The sequence below is a fragment of the Pseudomonas sp. MDT2-39-1 genome (assembly GCF_054898085.1).
On sequence record NZ_CM142716.1, the window covers coordinates 2,010,609 to 2,026,989 of the forward strand.

The 16,381-nt window shown below is 60.2% G+C and carries 15 protein-coding genes; 4 read left to right on the forward strand and 11 right to left on the reverse strand.

The window, feature by feature from the left end; all coding sequences use genetic code 11:
• The first annotated feature begins 41 nt into the window (after positions 1–41).
• Complete coding sequence (locus ACYZTM_RS09705; RefSeq protein WP_131059423.1) at positions 42–791, forward strand: YkgJ family cysteine cluster protein; 750 nt, start codon at positions 42–44, stop codon at positions 789–791.
• Between the two features lie 183 nt (positions 792–974).
• Here ACYZTM_RS09705 and ACYZTM_RS09710 read toward each other — a convergent pair whose 3' ends face one another.
• Together ACYZTM_RS09710 and ACYZTM_RS09715 are read right to left on the reverse strand one after the other, a co-directional pair.
• Positions 975–1,232, reverse strand: coding sequence for a hypothetical protein (locus tag ACYZTM_RS09710; protein WP_028620828.1), 258 nt, complete (start codon positions 1,230–1,232; stop codon positions 975–977).
• A gap of 214 nt (positions 1,233–1,446) precedes the next feature.
• The gene (locus ACYZTM_RS09715) at positions 1,447–1,818 is read right to left on the reverse strand and encodes a DUF6124 family protein (RefSeq protein ID WP_131059424.1); all 372 of its coding nucleotides are present in this window, start codon (positions 1,816–1,818) and stop codon (positions 1,447–1,449) included.
• Positions 1,819–2,323: 505 nt separating this feature from the next.
• On the opposite strand from ACYZTM_RS09715, the gene ACYZTM_RS09720 reads away from it, so the two are divergent.
• From ACYZTM_RS09720 to ACYZTM_RS09730, 3 genes are all read left to right on the forward strand, one after another.
• Positions 2,324–2,548, forward strand: coding sequence for a hypothetical protein (locus tag ACYZTM_RS09720; protein ID WP_131059507.1), 225 nt, complete (start codon positions 2,324–2,326; stop codon positions 2,546–2,548).
• Between the two features lie 194 nt (positions 2,549–2,742).
• Positions 2,743–4,062: an OprD family porin gene (locus ACYZTM_RS09725; RefSeq protein ID WP_461988383.1), complete on the forward strand. Its 1,320-nt coding sequence runs from the start codon at positions 2,743–2,745 to the stop codon at positions 4,060–4,062.
• A 148-nt stretch (positions 4,063–4,210) separates the two neighbouring features.
• Positions 4,211–5,707 (forward strand): diguanylate cyclase, encoded by a 1,497-nt coding sequence (locus ACYZTM_RS09730; protein WP_461988385.1) that lies wholly within the window; start codon positions 4,211–4,213, stop codon positions 5,705–5,707.
• 197 nt (positions 5,708–5,904) lie between these two features.
• Here the strand turns inward: ACYZTM_RS09730 and lpxC are convergent, their stop codons facing one another.
• The 9 genes from lpxC to murD all read right to left on the reverse strand — a co-directional run bounded on the left by lpxC (position 5,905) and on the right by murD (position 16,381).
• Positions 5,905–6,816 (reverse strand): UDP-3-O-acyl-N-acetylglucosamine deacetylase, encoded by a 912-nt coding sequence (lpxC, locus tag ACYZTM_RS09735; protein WP_131059427.1) that lies wholly within the window; start codon positions 6,814–6,816, stop codon positions 5,905–5,907.
• A gap of 112 nt (positions 6,817–6,928) precedes the next feature.
• Complete coding sequence (gene ftsZ, locus ACYZTM_RS09740) at positions 6,929–8,122, reverse strand: cell division protein FtsZ (RefSeq protein WP_131059428.1); 1,194 nt, start codon at positions 8,120–8,122, stop codon at positions 6,929–6,931.
• 71 nt (positions 8,123–8,193) lie between these two features.
• Complete coding sequence (ftsA, locus tag ACYZTM_RS09745) at positions 8,194–9,453, reverse strand: cell division protein FtsA (RefSeq protein ID WP_128873758.1); 1,260 nt, start codon at positions 9,451–9,453, stop codon at positions 8,194–8,196.
• Positions 9,454–9,468: 15 nt separating this feature from the next.
• A complete protein-coding gene (locus tag ACYZTM_RS09750) occupies positions 9,469–10,338 on the reverse strand; it encodes a cell division protein FtsQ/DivIB (protein ID WP_131059429.1) in 870 nt (289 codons plus the stop codon).
• Between the two features lie 4 nt (positions 10,339–10,342).
• Positions 10,343–11,311, reverse strand: a complete 969-nt coding sequence (locus tag ACYZTM_RS09755; RefSeq protein WP_461988388.1) for a D-alanine--D-alanine ligase — start codon at positions 11,309–11,311, stop codon at positions 10,343–10,345.
• Positions 11,308–12,768 (reverse strand): UDP-N-acetylmuramate--L-alanine ligase, encoded by a 1,461-nt coding sequence (gene murC / locus ACYZTM_RS09760; protein WP_461988390.1) that lies wholly within the window; start codon positions 12,766–12,768, stop codon positions 11,308–11,310. The genes ACYZTM_RS09755 and murC overlap by 4 nt, the downstream gene beginning before the upstream one ends.
• Positions 12,761–13,831 carry an undecaprenyldiphospho-muramoylpentapeptide beta-N-acetylglucosaminyltransferase gene (murG, locus tag ACYZTM_RS09765; RefSeq protein ID WP_131059432.1) on the reverse strand — a complete coding sequence of 357 codons (1,071 nt, stop codon included), beginning with the start codon at positions 13,829–13,831 and terminating at the stop codon, positions 12,761–12,763. Before murG ends, murC begins: the two co-directional genes overlap by 8 nt.
• Entirely contained in the window at positions 13,821–15,038 is a 1,218-nt protein-coding gene (gene ftsW, locus ACYZTM_RS09770) for a putative lipid II flippase FtsW (protein ID WP_131059433.1), read from the reverse strand. Before ftsW ends, murG begins: the two co-directional genes overlap by 11 nt.
• Positions 15,035–16,381 (reverse strand): UDP-N-acetylmuramoyl-L-alanine--D-glutamate ligase, encoded by a 1,347-nt coding sequence (gene murD / locus ACYZTM_RS09775; protein WP_461988393.1) that lies wholly within the window; start codon positions 16,379–16,381, stop codon positions 15,035–15,037. The genes ftsW and murD overlap by 4 nt, the downstream gene beginning before the upstream one ends.

Genomic DNA, 16,381 nt, shown 5'->3' on the forward strand with positions numbered 1-16,381 from the left:
TCTGGCGCCGCTTCATGCCCTCGGAAGCGACCGATCGCTCAATGAATACGACATTCTCCTGCGTAGGTTGCGGCAAATGCTGCAACGATCACCACGTGCCCCTGACCCTGGCCGAAGCCCGTATGTGGGCGGCTGATGGCGGTCAGGTGATCGTGTTGGTGGAAGGTTTCCTTGGCAACGGCCTGGGCCTGCCCGTGCAGCAACGCGAACACGCCGAACGCCGTTCAGTGGTGGTTCGAAGCGGCACGTCCGAGGCGTACGTGGCGATCACCTTCGCCGCCTACAACGTCGGCCCCTGCCGGAATCTTGACGAAGACAACCTCTGCCGCATCTACGAACGCCGACCGCTGGTGTGCCGCATCTACCCGATGGAAATCAATCCACACATCCCGCTGAACCCAGCGATCAAGGAATGCCCGCCCGAATCATGGGAACAAGGGCCGGACTTGATCATCGGTGGCGAACTGGTGGATCAGGAACTCGCGGGATTGATCCAACGCTCACGTCAGGCGGATCGCGATGACATCCAGACCAAGGATGCGATTTGTGGGTTGTTGGGGATTCGTACTACAGCGTTGAAGGGGGATGGGTTTACGGCTTATCTGCCGGATATGAATGCGTTTGCCACGGTCGTTGATCAGCTTGCCGGACAGCCGCTGACGGACTCAGGCAGTGATTGGCAGTTTCATGTGTCGGGGGAAGACATTGCCGGGCAAGTGCAGGCAGCCGGGGCGCAAGTGGCGACTGAAGCGCCGGTGAACTATGCATTTATATCGTTGCGGGCGGCTTGATCCAGAAGAGATGTCGCCTGTTATGGCCTCATCGTCGGAACGCCGCCCGGAGCAGGCTCGCTCCCACAGTGGATCTTCGGCGTACACAAAATCTGTGTGCTATGGAGATCAACTGTAGGAGCGAGCCTGCTCCGGGCGGCGTTCCGACGATGACGGTAGATCAGGCACCGCAAAAATAGAAACTCAGCGCTTACCCATCGAACGACGAGTACCAGGAGGCGCCGCCCCAGGCGTCTTGGTATGGCCATTCTTCGCGCCATTCTTGTACCAAGGCTGGCTGGCGTTCTTCGCGGCGGCCAAATCACCCGGTTTAAACGGGAACTTGAACGCCGGGATCGCGGCTTTGGCTTCGCTGTCTGCGCTGGAGTCGACGCTGTCTGGCAGGTCTGCCTGGTCGTCGCTCAAAGCGTCGGCAACCGGCGGTTGTGTCGGGGAAGTCATGAAAGCTCCGGGTGATGCAAAAGAGTCGGGCCCGGTCAGCGAGCCGCGAAAGGCGGCAGTATACCTGTGTCCAGAGCCGCAAGCTCCACACCGCAAGCGAGTCCGTCGGGTTTTGTGCCAACTGACACACCCAATCGCGAGCACCCCCCCGCACCCGTAGGAGCGAGGCTTGCCCGCGAAGAACGATAACGCGGTCAACCTGACCGAACACTACCTACGCCGGAAGCTCAACCCTGTCCAACACCCGATTCACCGCCAGCTCCGCCAGCATGATGACCTGCTGAATCGCCAACACCGTATGGCGCTGCGGCCCCTCCAGACTCGTCGCAAAATCACTGCTCATCACACTCGCCGACGCCAAAGACTCACAGGCATGGGCCAATAGGCTTTCTGAATCAATATCGGGAGCCACCATAAACATGGTGCTGGGGCGGCGGGGTTTGGCGGTGTATGGCTCGGGTGGATCGAGGTAGTAATCGAGAGCGCGTTTTATCGCTTCGCGGTCTTTGATGAGCGCTTCGGTCGGAGTGACCTCGTCGCGGGGAGTGGTGGTGTCGATGGGTGGATCGGGGATTAACTTATCCATGCAAACTCCTACTGAAATGGGTACCACCATTCGCCGGATCTCACGCGGCGAAGAGGTGGCAGCTATGTGCAGTGTGAGATCACCGGTAGTAGGCACCCGGCCAGACCGAAGTCTGCCCGCACACAGCCGCCATAACGCATTTACAGGCAGCGGATAAGCTGGCGCCAATTATGGTGGCATTGGCGCTAGATGCATACTAGTAGCCGGGGATCTCACTCCCGGTCGCTGAGTTTTCAGCGACAGCCAAAGGTTAGAGAACACGCGTCCTACCCGGCAACCTGAAAAATGCGTGGGAAAACGCTGTGTTTTTTACACATGGTTCAACACAAAAATGGAACGCGGAGCGTCCCGGGCGGCATTCCCACGCGGAACGTGGGATCGATCAGTGCGTCACTGTTGCTTTTAGCGCAACAGTCCTTTCATGAATCCGCTCTTTTTCCCCTCTCCAATCCCCCTTATCTTTGCCCGCACCAAACAGCACTTGCCAAGCAAGAAGGTTTTAAAGATGTCCAACACTATGGGTATTGCCAGCGCTTTCGTTTTGTCCACTTTGTTCCTGTCTCCCTTTGCCATGGCTGAAGAGTCTCAGACTTTCGTCGCGCAAAATGCCGCGCGTGCCGCCGCATACGAACAGTATCAGAGCGAAATGACGGCCAAGGCTCAGGACGCTGCGCAAACCCCTCAAGCGTCCACGTCTGCGACCCAGCCACGGGTTGAGAAAGACAGCTGATCCCTCGTATCCGCTCCGTTTCCCTCGACACTTTTCATCGGCTCTTCCCTTTGAAAAGTTGTCTTCAAAGCCGCTGCTATCAGCGGCTTTTTTTCGTTGTGGTTTAAAGCCCGTTGAGTTCGTCTTCCCTTACAAGAAACATCCTGTACTTCAAATAATGAAGTGCTGATAAACCCCAAGGAGCTTTACCGAAAGTGCGTTTCCCTCTCAGATTCAGCCCGCTGTTCATTGCAATCGCTGCAACGATGACCGCCAACGCCCACGCCGACGACGAATCCAGCCACGAAGGTTTTGTGGAAGGTTCGAGCCTCAACCTTAATGCGCGCAACTACTACCTGAACCGTAACCGTCTGCAGCAGACGGACGACAACATCGAATGGGGTCAGGGTTTCCTTGGCATTTTCGAATCGGGATTCACCCAGGGCATCGTCGGGTTCGGCGTTGATGCCCACGCCATGCTCGGGCTCAAGCTCGACGGTGGTGGCGGCACGGATGGCTCGAGCATCCTGCCGATCAGCGATGGCGACGGCAAAGCGCCGGGGTCGTTCTCGACGGCGGGCGGCACCCTGAAAATGCGCGCCTTTGATACCGAGTTGAAGGCCGGCGACCTGTTCCTCGCCAACCCGGTGATTGCGGGCGGCGAGACCCGCATGCTGCCGCAGACCTTTCGTGGCGTGAGCCTGACCAACCACAGCGTCGACGGTTTGCTGATCGAAGGTGGCCAGGCGAGTTTCACCAAGCCGTACAACCAGAGTGGTCACACCCGCATCGGCACTTCCTACGGCAGCCTCGCAGACGGTGACGACAGTCAGCACCTGAACTGGGCCGGCGTGGCCTGGAGCGGTCTGCCGGGGCTGACCAGCAGCCTGTACGCGTCCGAGCTCAAGGACATCTGGAACCAGTACTACTACGACCTGGATTACACCTACGCGCTGAACGATCTGGTGAGCCTCAACCCGGGCCTGCACTTCTATCACACGCAAGACACCGGCGATGCACTGCTGGGCAACATCGACAACAACACCTACAGCCTGCATTTCACCGTCGGCGTGGGCAATCACAGCGTTACCGCGGCGTATCAGCGGGTCAACGGCAACACGCCGTTCGACTACATCAGCCAGGGCGACAGCGTCTTTCTCGACAATTCCCAGCAGTATTCAGACTTCAACGGCCCGAACGAGCGCTCGTGGAAACTCAAGTACGCCTACGACTTTGCTGGCCTCGGCCTGCCCGGCCTGACCTCAGCGGTGTCGTACTCCCGAGGTGAACTGGACCTGACCAAAGTCGATCCAGACAGCCGCGGTTACGCCTCGTGGTACAGCGCCGACGGCAAAAAAGCCAAGCATTGGGAACGCGACATCGATCTCAAGTACGTGGTCCAGGGCGGGAAGGTCAAGGATCTGGCGGTGCGTCTGCAATGGGCCACCAACCGTGGCGGCAATGGCTACGGCGCGCTGGATCAGGACACCGATGAATACCGGGTGATCGTCGACTACCCGCTCAATGTCTTCTAAGCTTGAATAAACATAAGGCCAGCACGTTTTGCTGGCCTTTTGTTTATCAGGGATTTATACAGGCGCCCTGAACGCAAACGGCTCCCGGAATTCTGCCCGATGCTTGCAACCGTACTTTCATAACGCCTTATCAGCAGAAGCCAGAGCCATGAGTGTGAGCAACACAAATCCTCACGATCCGATCCGTTCGACCCGGTCGGAGCGGCTTCTGGTTCTCGGCAGTTTGCTGCTGGTGATCGCGATTCTGAGCATTGTCGCGTTCCTGCTGGTGCGCGAACGCGCCAACGCAGAACTGTCTGCCACACGCTCGGCGTCCAACATCGTGCAATTGATCGACGCCGACGTGCTGCGCAATGTCGAACTCTATGACCTGTCCTTGCTCGGCCTGATCGCGGCCTCGCAGCGAGAAGACCTCAAGCTCGTTTCCCCCGCCATCCGCCATCTGGCCTTGTTTGACCGCGCCACTGCCGCGCCGTACAAGGGCGACATTTTGTTGCTGGACAACAAGGGCAACGTGATCGCCGACTCAGCCTCGGTGGAGCCCAGAACGGGCAATTATGCCGACCGTGAATACTTTCAGTCCCACGTGAACAATCGCGACCCGAACATGTTCATCAGCCGTCCTTTCCGCTCCAGGCTGGCTGAACATGAATGGCGCATCAGCTTCAGTCGCCGGGTCAGCGGCTCGCAGGGCGAATTCCTCGGCGTGGCCGAAGCCGCCATGCGCTTGAGTTACTTCGATCAATTGTTCAACAGCTTGAGCATCGGTCGTGACAGCTCGGTCAACCTGATCAGCTCGGACGGGATTCTTCTGGCCCAGGAACCCCGTCTGGCCGAAGAACTGGTGGGCAAAGACTTCGGCAACCGCCCCAACTTCCAGCGCATCGTCAAGGAAGGCGACGGCAGCTTCACCAGTGTTTCAAGTCGCTACAAGGACGAACGCCTGTACACGTTTTCCAAGGTGGGCAACTTGCCGTTGATTGTCATCGTTGCTCTCTCCAGCGATGAAGTGTTTGCGTCGTGGAAACGCACGGCGGTGGTGGTCAGCGTTGCGACCATTGCGCTGTGCATCAGCCTGCTTTGGCTGACCTGGCTGTTCTGCCGTGAACTGCGCCTGCGCCACAACGCCGAGCAGGAGTTGGCACAATTGGCGGCCACCGATGCCTTGACCGGCCTGGCCAACCGCCGAACGCTGGATCAGGCCCTACGCCATGAATGGTTTCGCGCCCAACGGTCGGGCCAGCCGTTGTCGCTGCTGATGATCGACGCCGATCACTTCAAGGCGTTCAACGACCGCCATGGCCATCAGGCCGGCGACGAAGCGCTGCGCGCGTTGGCCAACGTCATCACCGCCCACGTCCGACGACCGGCGGACCTGGCCGCTCGTTACGGTGGTGAGGAGTTTTCGGTGATCCTGGCGGAAACCGATAGCGCAGGGGCGCGGCAGATTGCTGAATACATCCGCAAGGCTGTCGAAGAGTTGCCTTTGGTCGAGGGTGCCGATTTGCCGATGACTGTCAGTATCGGGATCAGTACCTGGACGACAGCGACGGATATCAGCCTGGAGAGTTTGCTGTTTGCGGCGGACAAGGCGTTGTATCAGGCGAAGGAAGGTGGGCGGAATCGGGTAGTGGCTTCTGCCTGAAATCTTTGGTGTCACTGCTGCCCTCTTCGCGGGCAAGCCTCGCTCCTACACGACTGCGTTGCACCAACTTCCGTGGTCGCCTCGTACCTGTAGGAGCGAGGCTTGCCCGCGAAGGGGCCAGCCCTGACGCCAAAAAAACCGGGCATAAAAAAAGGCCACCCGAAGGCAGCCTTTAAAAACTAGAGAGGTTTTTTTACTTACACGGCCGCAACGGGACGCATGTAAGAGATCGGTGCAGTGCTGGCGTCTTCGAAAGTCACGACTTCCCAAGCATCTGTCTGCTCAATCAACTTGCGCAGCAGCTGGTTGTTCAATGCATGTCCGGACTTGAAGCCCTTGAACTCACCAATCAGGCTATTGCCCAGCAGGTAGAGATCACCAATTGCATCGAGGATCTTGTGCTTCACGAATTCGTCTTCATAGCGAAGGCCGTCTTCGTTCAGTACACCATCCGCGTCGACCACAATAGCGTTTTCAACGCTGCCGCCGAGTGCGAGGTTGTGCTTGCGCAGGTACTCGATGTCACTCATGAAACCAAAGGTACGGGCGCGGCTGACTTCTTTTACGAACGAAGTGCTGGAAAAATCCACGCTTGCACTTTGAGTGCGGTTACGGAAAACCGGGTGATCGAAATCGATCTCGAAGCTCACCTTGAAGCCTTCGAAAGGGACGAAAGTGGCGCGCTTGTCGCCATCTTCTACTGTCACTTCCCGCAGGATCCGGATGAACTTCTTCGGTGCGTCCTGTTCTTCCAGGCCGGCCGATTGAATCAGGAATACGAAAGGTCCAGCGCTACCATCCATGATCGGGACTTCGGACGCGGAGAGCTCGACGTAGGCGTTATCGATGCCCAGGCCAGCCATGGCCGAGAGCAAGTGCTCTACCGTGTCCACTTTGACGTCACCGTTAACCAGCGTGGTGGACATAGTGGTTTCGCCAACGTTTTCCGCGCGGGCAGGAATCTGCACCACAGGGTCGAGGTCAGCGCGACAAAACACAATGCCAGTGTCGACAGGCGCAGGCTTGAGGGTCAGGTAGACCTTCTCACCGGAGTGCAGGCCTACACCTGTGGCACGGATAATATTTTTCAGTGTGCGTTGTTTAATCATGGCTTGGGCCGCTTCAGCGCAAATTGCGAACTGGTATCAACAAAGGCTGGCGATGATAGCAGACCACGCCTTTGCTGAACACCAATCACCTTCATAGCCCTGATACATTCCATCAATCAGCCTGACGACGCAGGAAAGCCGGGATGTCCAGGTAATCCAGATCATCTTGCGGATTCATCTTCGCGGCAGTCGCAGCACCGGCCTGAGCCTGGTTGCGCATGACGGTCGGACGGTCCAGGTCACGGTAGTTTACCGCCGGTTGTTCCTGACGAGCGGGCGCCGATTGTTGCGGCTGGGAGGCCATGGAAGTGTGAACGGTGTTGTCGATGACCTTAACAGGCTTCTCGATTTTCGCGCCCAGACCAGTGGCAACCACAGTCACGTGCAACTCGTCGCGCATGTCCGGATCGATAACGGTACCGACCTTGACCATCGCGTGCTCGGAAGCGAAGGCTTCGATGATGCTACCCACGTCGGAGTACTCACCCAGGGACAGGTCAGGACCGGCGGTGATGTTCACCAGGATGCCGCGTGCACCTTGCAGGTTCACGTCTTCGAGCAACGGGTTGCGAATGGCCGCTTCGGTGGCCTCACGTGCACGGTTCGGACCGCTGGCGCAGCCAGTGCCCATCATCGCCATACCCATTTCGCTCATCACGGTCCGTACGTCGGCAAAGTCGACGTTGATCATGCCTGGACGCTTGATGATGTCGGAGATACCGCGAACGGCACCGGCCAATACATCGTCGGCCTTGGCGAATGCGGACAGCAGGCTTGCGTCCTTGCCAAGGATGGTCAGCAGCTTCTCGTTGGGAATGGTGATCAACGAGTCGACGCTTTCAGACAGCAGACGGATACCCTCGTCGGCGATCTGCATGCGCTTGCGGCCTTCGAACGGGAACGGACGGGTCACCACCGCAACGGTGAGAATCCCCATTTCCTTGGCCACTTCAGCAATGATCGGCGCAGCACCGGTACCGGTACCACCGCCCATGCCAGTGGTGATGAACACCATATTGGTGCCCTGCAGGACTTCGGCAATGCGCTCACGATCTTCGAGAGCGGCCTGACGACCTACTTCAGGGTTGGCGCCGGCGCCCAGACCTTTGGTCACGCCGGTGCCCAGTTGCAGGATGGTCCGCGCGCCGATACTTTTCAGCGCCTGGGCATCAGTGTTGGCGCAGATGAATTCAACGCCTTCAATGTTGCTCTTGACCATATGATTGACGGCGTTGCCGCCACCTCCGCCAACACCGATAACTTTAATTACCGGACTTGCGGGGACGTTGTCTACGAGTTCGAACATTTTCCCTCTCCTTTCATTTCTCTAGTTTTTTCGCCTACTGCCTGTATCTACAACGGTACTGCGGTAAATCTTTAGAAGTTGCCTTGTACCCAGCTCTTGAAGCGATCGAGCAAGGCGACTTTCGGTTCTTCATTGCTGTAACTGTCGCGGCTGCTGATGCCCGAGAACGAAATCCCGTCGGACTGCTTCTGCAGGCCGTACATCAACAGGCCAACGCCGGTGGAATAAATCGGGTTGCGAACCACATCGTCCAGACCCTTGACGCCATGGGGCACGCCCAGGCGGACCGGCATGTGGAAGATCTCTTCGGCCAACTCGACCGCGCCTTCCATCTTCGACGTACCGCCGGTCAGCACGATGCCGGCCGGGATCAGGTCTTCGTAGCCGCTGCGACGCAGTTCGGCCTGGATCAGCGTGAACAGCTCGTCGTAACGCGGCTCGACCACTTCGGCCAGGGCCTGGCGGGACAGCTCGCGCGGCGGACGGTCACCAACGCTTGGCACTTTGATGGTTTCACCGGCACCGGCCAGCTTGGCCAGGGCGCAGGCGTAGCGAATCTTGATTTCTTCGGCGTATTGGGTCGGGGTGCGCAACGCCATGGCGATGTCGTTGGTCACCTGATCGCCCGCAATCGGGATCACCGCGGTGTGACGGATCGCGCCTTCGGTGAAGATTGCGATGTCGGTGGTGCCGCCACCGATGTCCACCAGGCACACGCCCAGCTCTTTCTCGTCGTCGGTCAGGACCGAATACGCGGACGCCAGCTGCTCGAGAATGATGTCGTCGATTTCCAGGCCGCAGCGACGCACGCATTTTTCAATGTTCTGTGCGGCGTTGACGGCGCAGGTGACCACGTGAACCTTGGCTTCCAGTCGTACGCCCGACATGCCCAGCGGCTCACGAACGCCTTCCTGGTTATCGATCACGTAATCCTGCGGCAAGGTGTGCAGCACGCGCTGGTCAGCCGGGATCGCCACGGCCTGAGCGGCGTCGAGGACGCGCTCAAGGTCGGCAGCGCTGACTTCGCGATCACGAATCGCCACGATGCCGTGGGAGTTCAGGCTGCGGATGTGATTGCCGGCCACGCCGACGAACGCCGAGTGGATCCGGCAACCGGCCATCAGCTGCGCTTCTTCGATCGCGCGCTGGATCGATTGCACGGTGGACTCGATGTTCACCACCACGCCTTTCTTCAGGCCACGGGACGGATGAGTGCCGATCCCGACGATTTCCAGCGTGCCGTCGTCCGAGACCTCGCCGACCAGCGCCACCACCTTGGAGGTGCCGATATCGAGACCGACGATCATTTTGCCGCTTTGCACGTTTGCCATGGGTCCTGCCTCTTCTTAATTCTTCGCGACAGCGGGTTGGGCTGTCGTGGGCGCTACAGGTTCCCGCCAGCCAACAGCGAGGCCGTTGGCGTAGCGCAGATCGATGCGCGCAATGTTCGTAATCTGTTCTTTAAGCGTCTTGTCATAGATGGCAATGAAGCGGCGCATCTTTTCCACCTGCTTTCCGCGTCCCAGCAGCAGTTCGATCCCCGGGCCAGCGCTGCCGGCGCCGGTGGTCAGGAACCAGCTGCCTCGTTCACGCAACTCCAGGCGTGCAATCGAGAAGCCCAACGGCCTGAGCATCTGGCTCAGCACCTGGTATTGCTGCATCACTTGCTGTTGAGCCCGTTGTGGGCCGAACAGCTGTGGCAAGTGTTCGTAGTTCGCCAGCTCACGCGGGGTGAACGCCTGACCCTGGTTGTTCAACAGCGATTCATCGCCCCAACGGGCCACCGGCAGTTGTTCTTCCAGGCGGATCATCACTTGATCCGGCCATACCCTGCGCACTTCGGCGTGGGCAATCCATGGCATCGTTTCAAGTTCGGTGCGCATGCTCGCAAGATCAATGGTGAAGAAGCTCGACGCCACGTACGGGGCGATCCGCTGCTGCACCGCTTGCTGGCTGATGTAACTCAAGTCGCCCTGCACGTTGATCTTGGTGATCGGCCGGTCGGCGTACGGCAGCAAACGCTGTGCGCCTTCGTAGGTACCGAAGCCCAACGCAACCAAAAGCACCGGCCAGAACAGGCTTTTCAGAAAGCCGAAGTTGGCTTTCGGCAGGCGCGCAGACATCGGCTCTTTGGCCACCATTCGGCTGGCACCCCGTGGCACCGGCTTGCGGCCGGGTGCTGAAGGGGGCTGATGTCGTAGCTGTGCGCCTTGCATGGTCTTATCCTCGCGGCTCTTCGTCGCTGGCAATACTTGCCGCCAGAATCGCCAGAACCAGTTGCTGGAAATCCAGACCGGCAGCACGGGCCGCCATCGGCACCAGACTGTGATCGGTCATGCCCGGCGCGGTATTGACTTCCAGGAACCAGAACTGCCCGTCGGCGTCCTGCATCACGTCTGCCCTGCCCCAACCGGCGATACCCAGCGCCTCACAGGCTTTCGCCGTGAGGTCCATCAGTTCTTTTTCTTTGTTGCTGTCCAGGCCACACGGGATCCGGTACTGGGTATCGCAAGCCACGTACTTGGCGTCGTAGTCGTAGAAACTGTGCGTGGTGCCCAGGGCAATCGGTGGCAACACCTGGTCACGCAGGGTGGCGACGGTGAACTCCGGACCTTGAATCCATTGCTCGACCAACACTTGCGAATCGTAGGTACTGGCCGCTTTCCAGGCGTCGATCAACTCCGACGCGGAACTCACTTTGGCCATACCGATACTTGAACCTTCATGGGCCGGTTTGACGATCAAAGGGAAGCCCAGTTCCGTCACGGCGCAAATACAATCGGCCTCGGAACTCAGTACCGCGTGGCGTGGCGTCGGGATGCCGAGGCTATGCCAGACCTGCTTGGTCCGCAGCTTGTCCATGGCCAGTGCCGAAGCCAGAATGCCGCTGCCGGTGTACGGAATGCCCAGGCATTCGAGCAGGCCCTGCATGCTGCCGTCTTCACCACCACGACCGTGGAGAATGACGAAGGCGCGGTCGATCTTTTCGTTCAGCAAACGCTGCAAAAGGTCATCGCCCACATCGAGGCCGAACGCATCCACACCGGCGCTCAGCAGCGCGTCGAGCACAGCGTTACCCGACTTCAGGGAAACCTCACGCTCGGCACTCTTGCCGCCGAACAGCACCGCGACGCGACCGAAGTCTTTCGGCGCGACAGTGGAGACGAGGTTGGCGTAAGCAGCAGTCATTTCAACTTCCCCACAGTCGGCGCGGCAACAGCACCCGCGAATAGCGGACTGGCCAACAGTTTCGGGGCAAGACCACCGATATCACCGGCGCCCTGGCACAGCAGGATGTCACCGGCACGCAGCAGCGGCTTGACCAGCGGCGCGAGATCGACGCCACGCTCGATGTAGATCGGGTCCAGCTGACCGCGCTGACGAATGCTGTTGCACAACTTGCGGCTGTCGGCGCCCGGGATCGGTTCTTCACCGGCCGGGTAGACTTCCATCAGCAGCAGGACGTTGGCATCGGCCAGTACATTGACGAAATCGTCGTACAGGTCGCGGGTGCGGCTGTAACGGTGCGGCTGGTAAACCATCACCAGACGGCGTTCCGGCCAGCCTCCGCGTACGGCCTGGATCACGGCCGCGACTTCGGTCGGGTGGTGACCGTAGTCGTCGACCAGCATCACGTTGCCGCCGTCTACCGGCAGTTCGCCGTAGACCTGGAAGCGACGGCCGACACCCTGGAACCCGGACAGGCCCTGGACGATGGCTTCATCGCTGACGCCTTCGTCGGTGGCGATGCAGATGGTGGCCAGGGCGTTCAAGACGTTGTGATTGCCCGGCATGTTCACCGACACATCCAGCGGCTCGCGTTCAGGACGCAGCACGGTGAAGAAGGTCTGCATGCCTTGCTGGCGTACATTGATGGCGCGCACGTCGCAGTCATCGCCGAAGCCATAAGTGACCGTCGGGCGTTTGACCAGCGGCAGGATTTCACGCACCACCGGATCGTCCAGGCACACCACCGCCAGACCGTAGAACGGCAGGTTGTGGAGGAACTCGACGAAGGTTTTCTTCAGTTTGTTGAAGTCACCGTCGTAGGTCGCCATGTGGTCGGCGTCGATGTTGGTGACCACGGCCACCAGCGGCTGCAAGTGCAGGAAACTGGCGTCGCTTTCGTCGGCTTCGGCAATCAGGTAGCGGCTGGTGCCGAGCTGGGCATTGGTGCCCGCGGCATTCAGTCGGCCACCGATGACGAACGTCGGGTCCAGGCCACCGGCCGCGAACACCGAAGCGATCAGGCTGGTGGTGGTGGTTTTGCCGTGCGTACCGGCGACGGCGATGCCGTGGCGATAGCGCATCAGCTCGGCCAGCATTTCGGCGCGAGGCACCACAGGGATACGGCGTTCCAAAGCGGTGGCGACTTCCGGGTTGGAAGTGTTCACCGCGCTCGACACCACCAGCACGTCGGCGGCAGCGGCGTTCTCGGCACGGTGGCCGACGAAGATCTGCGCGCCAAAGGACTCGAGACGCTCGGTCACCGGCGATGCTTTCAGGTCGGAACCGGACACTTCATAGCCCAGGTTCAACAACACTTCGGCGATGCCGCACATGCCCACGCCGCCGATGCCGACGAAGTGGATGCGACGGATGCGGCGCATTTCCGGTTGCGGCATGGCTTTCTGTTTCTCAACCATGGGCCACCTCCAGACAGGTATCGACCACGTTACGGGTTGCATCGGGTTTGGCCAGGCGGCGTGCCGCGGTGGCCATGTCGTTGAGTCGTTGTGGTTGCATCAGGACCTCTGTCAGGCGTGCGGCAAGATCCGCTGCGCCAGTCGTTCTTTGCGGCATCAGGAAGGCAGCGCCTTCACGGGCCAAATAATCGGCATTGCGGGTCTGGTGATCGTCGATCGCGTGGGGCAAAGGCACCAGCATCGAGGGCAGACCGGCGGCAGCCAGTTCACTGATGGTCAATGCGCCTGCGCGGCACACCACCAGGTCGGCCCAGCCATAGGCTTGGGCCATGTCTTTGATGAAAGGCTGCACTTGCGCCTCGACGCCAGCCGCGCGGTAGCGCTCTGCAGTCACTTCATCGTGGTTTTTGCCGGCCTGATGAAACACTTCCGGGCGCAGGTCGGGGGCGACTTGCGACAGGGCTTCAGGCAGCAACTTGTTCAACGGCTCTGCGCCCAGGCTTCCGCCCAGGATCAGCAAACGCGCCTTGCGACCCGCCAGGGCGGGGCGCTGTGTTTCGAGGAACAGCTCGGTGCGCACCGGGTTACCGGTGGTCCGACGGCTGTCCGACAGGGTAAAGGTGTCGGGGAACGCTTCACAGACTCGGGCGGCCAACGGCACCAGCAACCGATTGGCGGTACCGGCCACGGCGTTCTGCTCATGAACGATCACTGGCACGCCGGCCAGTTTGGCTGCAACGCCGCCAGGACCGGTCACATAACCACCGAAGCCGACCACGCACACCGGCCGCAGCTGACGAATGATCGCCCGCGCCTGCCAGACAGATTTGAGCAACATGAACGGGGCCTTGAGCAGGGACAATTTGCCCTTGCCGCGCAACCCGCTGGCATTGATCCGATGCAGCTCGATCCCGGCCATCGGCACCAGCTCGTTCTCGATCCCGCGCGGCGTTCCGAGCCAGTGCACGGTGTAACCGCGGGCCTGGAATTCGCGAGCACAGGCCAGCGCCGGGAACACGTGGCCACCGGTGCCGCCCGCCATGATCAAGACGTTAGCGCCCATGATTCGACTCCTCGGCGAAGTCGCTCTCATGGAACTCCATCTCTTCGCTACCCAGGTGGGTTCGACTCTCCCACTCGATGCGCAATAACAAGCCGAGACAGGCACCGCAGATCACCAACGAACTGCCGCCATAACTGAGGAAAGGCAAGGTCAGGCCTTTGGTCGGCAGCAGGCCGACGTTCACCCCGATGTTGATCAGGAACTGGCCGATCCACAGGAACGACAGGCCGTACGCGATGTAGGCGGCGAAGAACTGCTTGGCCTTCTCGGCCCAATAACCGATGTACATGCCACGCACACACACGAAGACGAACAGCGCGACCGTGCACAAGGAACCTATGGCCCCCAGTTCTTCGGCCAGGACCGAGAACACGAAGTCAGTGTGAGCTTCCGGCAGGTAGAACTGTTTCTGCACGCTGTTGCCCAGGCCAACGCCCAGCCACTCGCCGCGACCAAACGCGATCAATGCCTGAGACAACTGATACCCGGCACCGAACTGGTCAGCCCACGGATCGGCAAAGTTGGTCAGGCGCGCCATTCGATACGGCTGCACTTGAATCAACAACACCACGGCCCCGACCGCGAGGACCACCATCAAGGAAAAACGGAACAGCCCGACCCCGCCGAGGAACAGCATCGCCGCCGCGGCGCCCATCATTACAACGGTGGCGCCGAAGTCCGGCTCCATCAGCAACAGACCGGCCATGGGCAGCAGAACGATGAACGGCTTGAAGAAGCCCATCCAGCTTTCGCGCACTTCTTTCTGGCGACGCACCAGATAACCGGCGAGGTAGATCACCACGAACACCTTGGCGATCTCGGAAGGCTGGACGTTAAAGAAACTGAAGCCGATCCAGCGCATCGAACCGTTCACTTCACGGCCGATCCCCGGGATGATCACCATCACCAGCAAACCGAACGCGCCAATCAGCATCAGCCAGCCCAGACGTTGCCAGGTGGCGATCGGAATCATCATGGTGACGATGCAGGCACCCAGGCCCAGCACGATGTAGATCAGGTGGCGAATCATGTAGTACAGGGCACTGCCCGACTGCACGGCCCCCACTTCGGTCGAGGCCGATGCAATCATGACCAGCCCGAGGCCGATCAAGGCCAGGCAACCGGCGAGCATCGGGAAGTCGAGGTCGATCCCGCGCCCGGTGATGATCGGCGACGGATAGGGCTTGATGATATTCAGCAGGCTCATGCCAGTTCCTCCACGGCGCGGACGAACTGATGACCACGGTCTTCGTAATTCTTGAACATGTCGAAACTGGCGCAGGCTGGCGACAGCAGCACGACGTCGCCCGGTTGCGCAACGGCGCGGCACTGCTCGACGGCTTCGATCAGCGAAACGGCGCGAATCAGCGGCACGGCATCGCCAATGGCCTCACCGATCTTGTCGGAGTCGCGCCCCATCAGGATCACGGCGCGGCAGTTGGCCGCCACCGGATCACGCAGATCATTGAACTCGGCGCCCTTGCCATCGCCACCGGCGATCAGCACGACCTTGCCGTCGATGTCCGCGCCCAGCCCTTCGATGGCCGCCAGTGCGGCGCCGACGTTGGTGGCCTTGGAATCGTTGTAGTAGCCCACGCCATCCAGGTCACGGACCCATTGGCAGCGATGCTCGAGGCCAGCGAAGGTGCGCAGGCTCGAGAGCATGGCGTCGAACGGCAGGCCGACGGCGTGGCCCAGCGCCAAAGCCGCCAGGGCGTTGGACTGGTTGTGGGCGCCACGAATTTTCAACTCGCGCACCGGCATCAGGTTCTGGAATTCGAAGGCGAGGTATTTCTCGCCGTCTTCTTCGCGGATACCGAAAGCCTTGAAATCAGGTTTGCTCAAACCGAAGGTCCAGCACGGCTGGCCCTCGCCCATCAGCGGACGGCTCAGGGCGTCCTGACGGTTGACCACAAACTGCTTCGCACCACGGAAGATCCGATGCTTGGCCAGGTGATAGGCCGGCAGACCGCTGTAACGGTCCATGTGGTCTTCGCTGACGTTGAGCACGGTTGCCACTTCGGCGTTGAGTTGATCGGTGGTTTCGAGCTGGAAGCTCGACAGCTCCATCACGTACAACTCGACGTCATCGCTGAGCAAATCCAGCGCCGGCGTACCGAGGTTGCCACCGACGGCGACACGCTTGCCGGCCGCCGCAGCCATCTCGCCGACCAGGGTGGTGACGGTGCTTTTTGCGTTGGAACCGCTGATGGCGACGATCGGCGCCTTCGCGTTACGCGCAAACAACTCGATGTCGCCGGACAATTTCACGCCACGGGCAGCGGCAGCCTGCAGGGCCGGGGTCGCCAGCGCCAGGCCGGGGCTCACGTAGAGCTCGTCGGCACGGCACAGGAACTCGACGTCCAGCTCGCCACAACGCACTTCCACGTGCGGATAGTCACGCTTGAGCGTGGCCAGTTCCGGTGGATTGTCCCGCGTATCGGCCACAGCAAACGACGTGCCCCGGTTCGCCAGGAAGCGAACCAGGGACATGCCGCTCTTGCCGAGGCCGACAACGATGCGGAAGTGGTCAGAAGCGATCAGAGACAC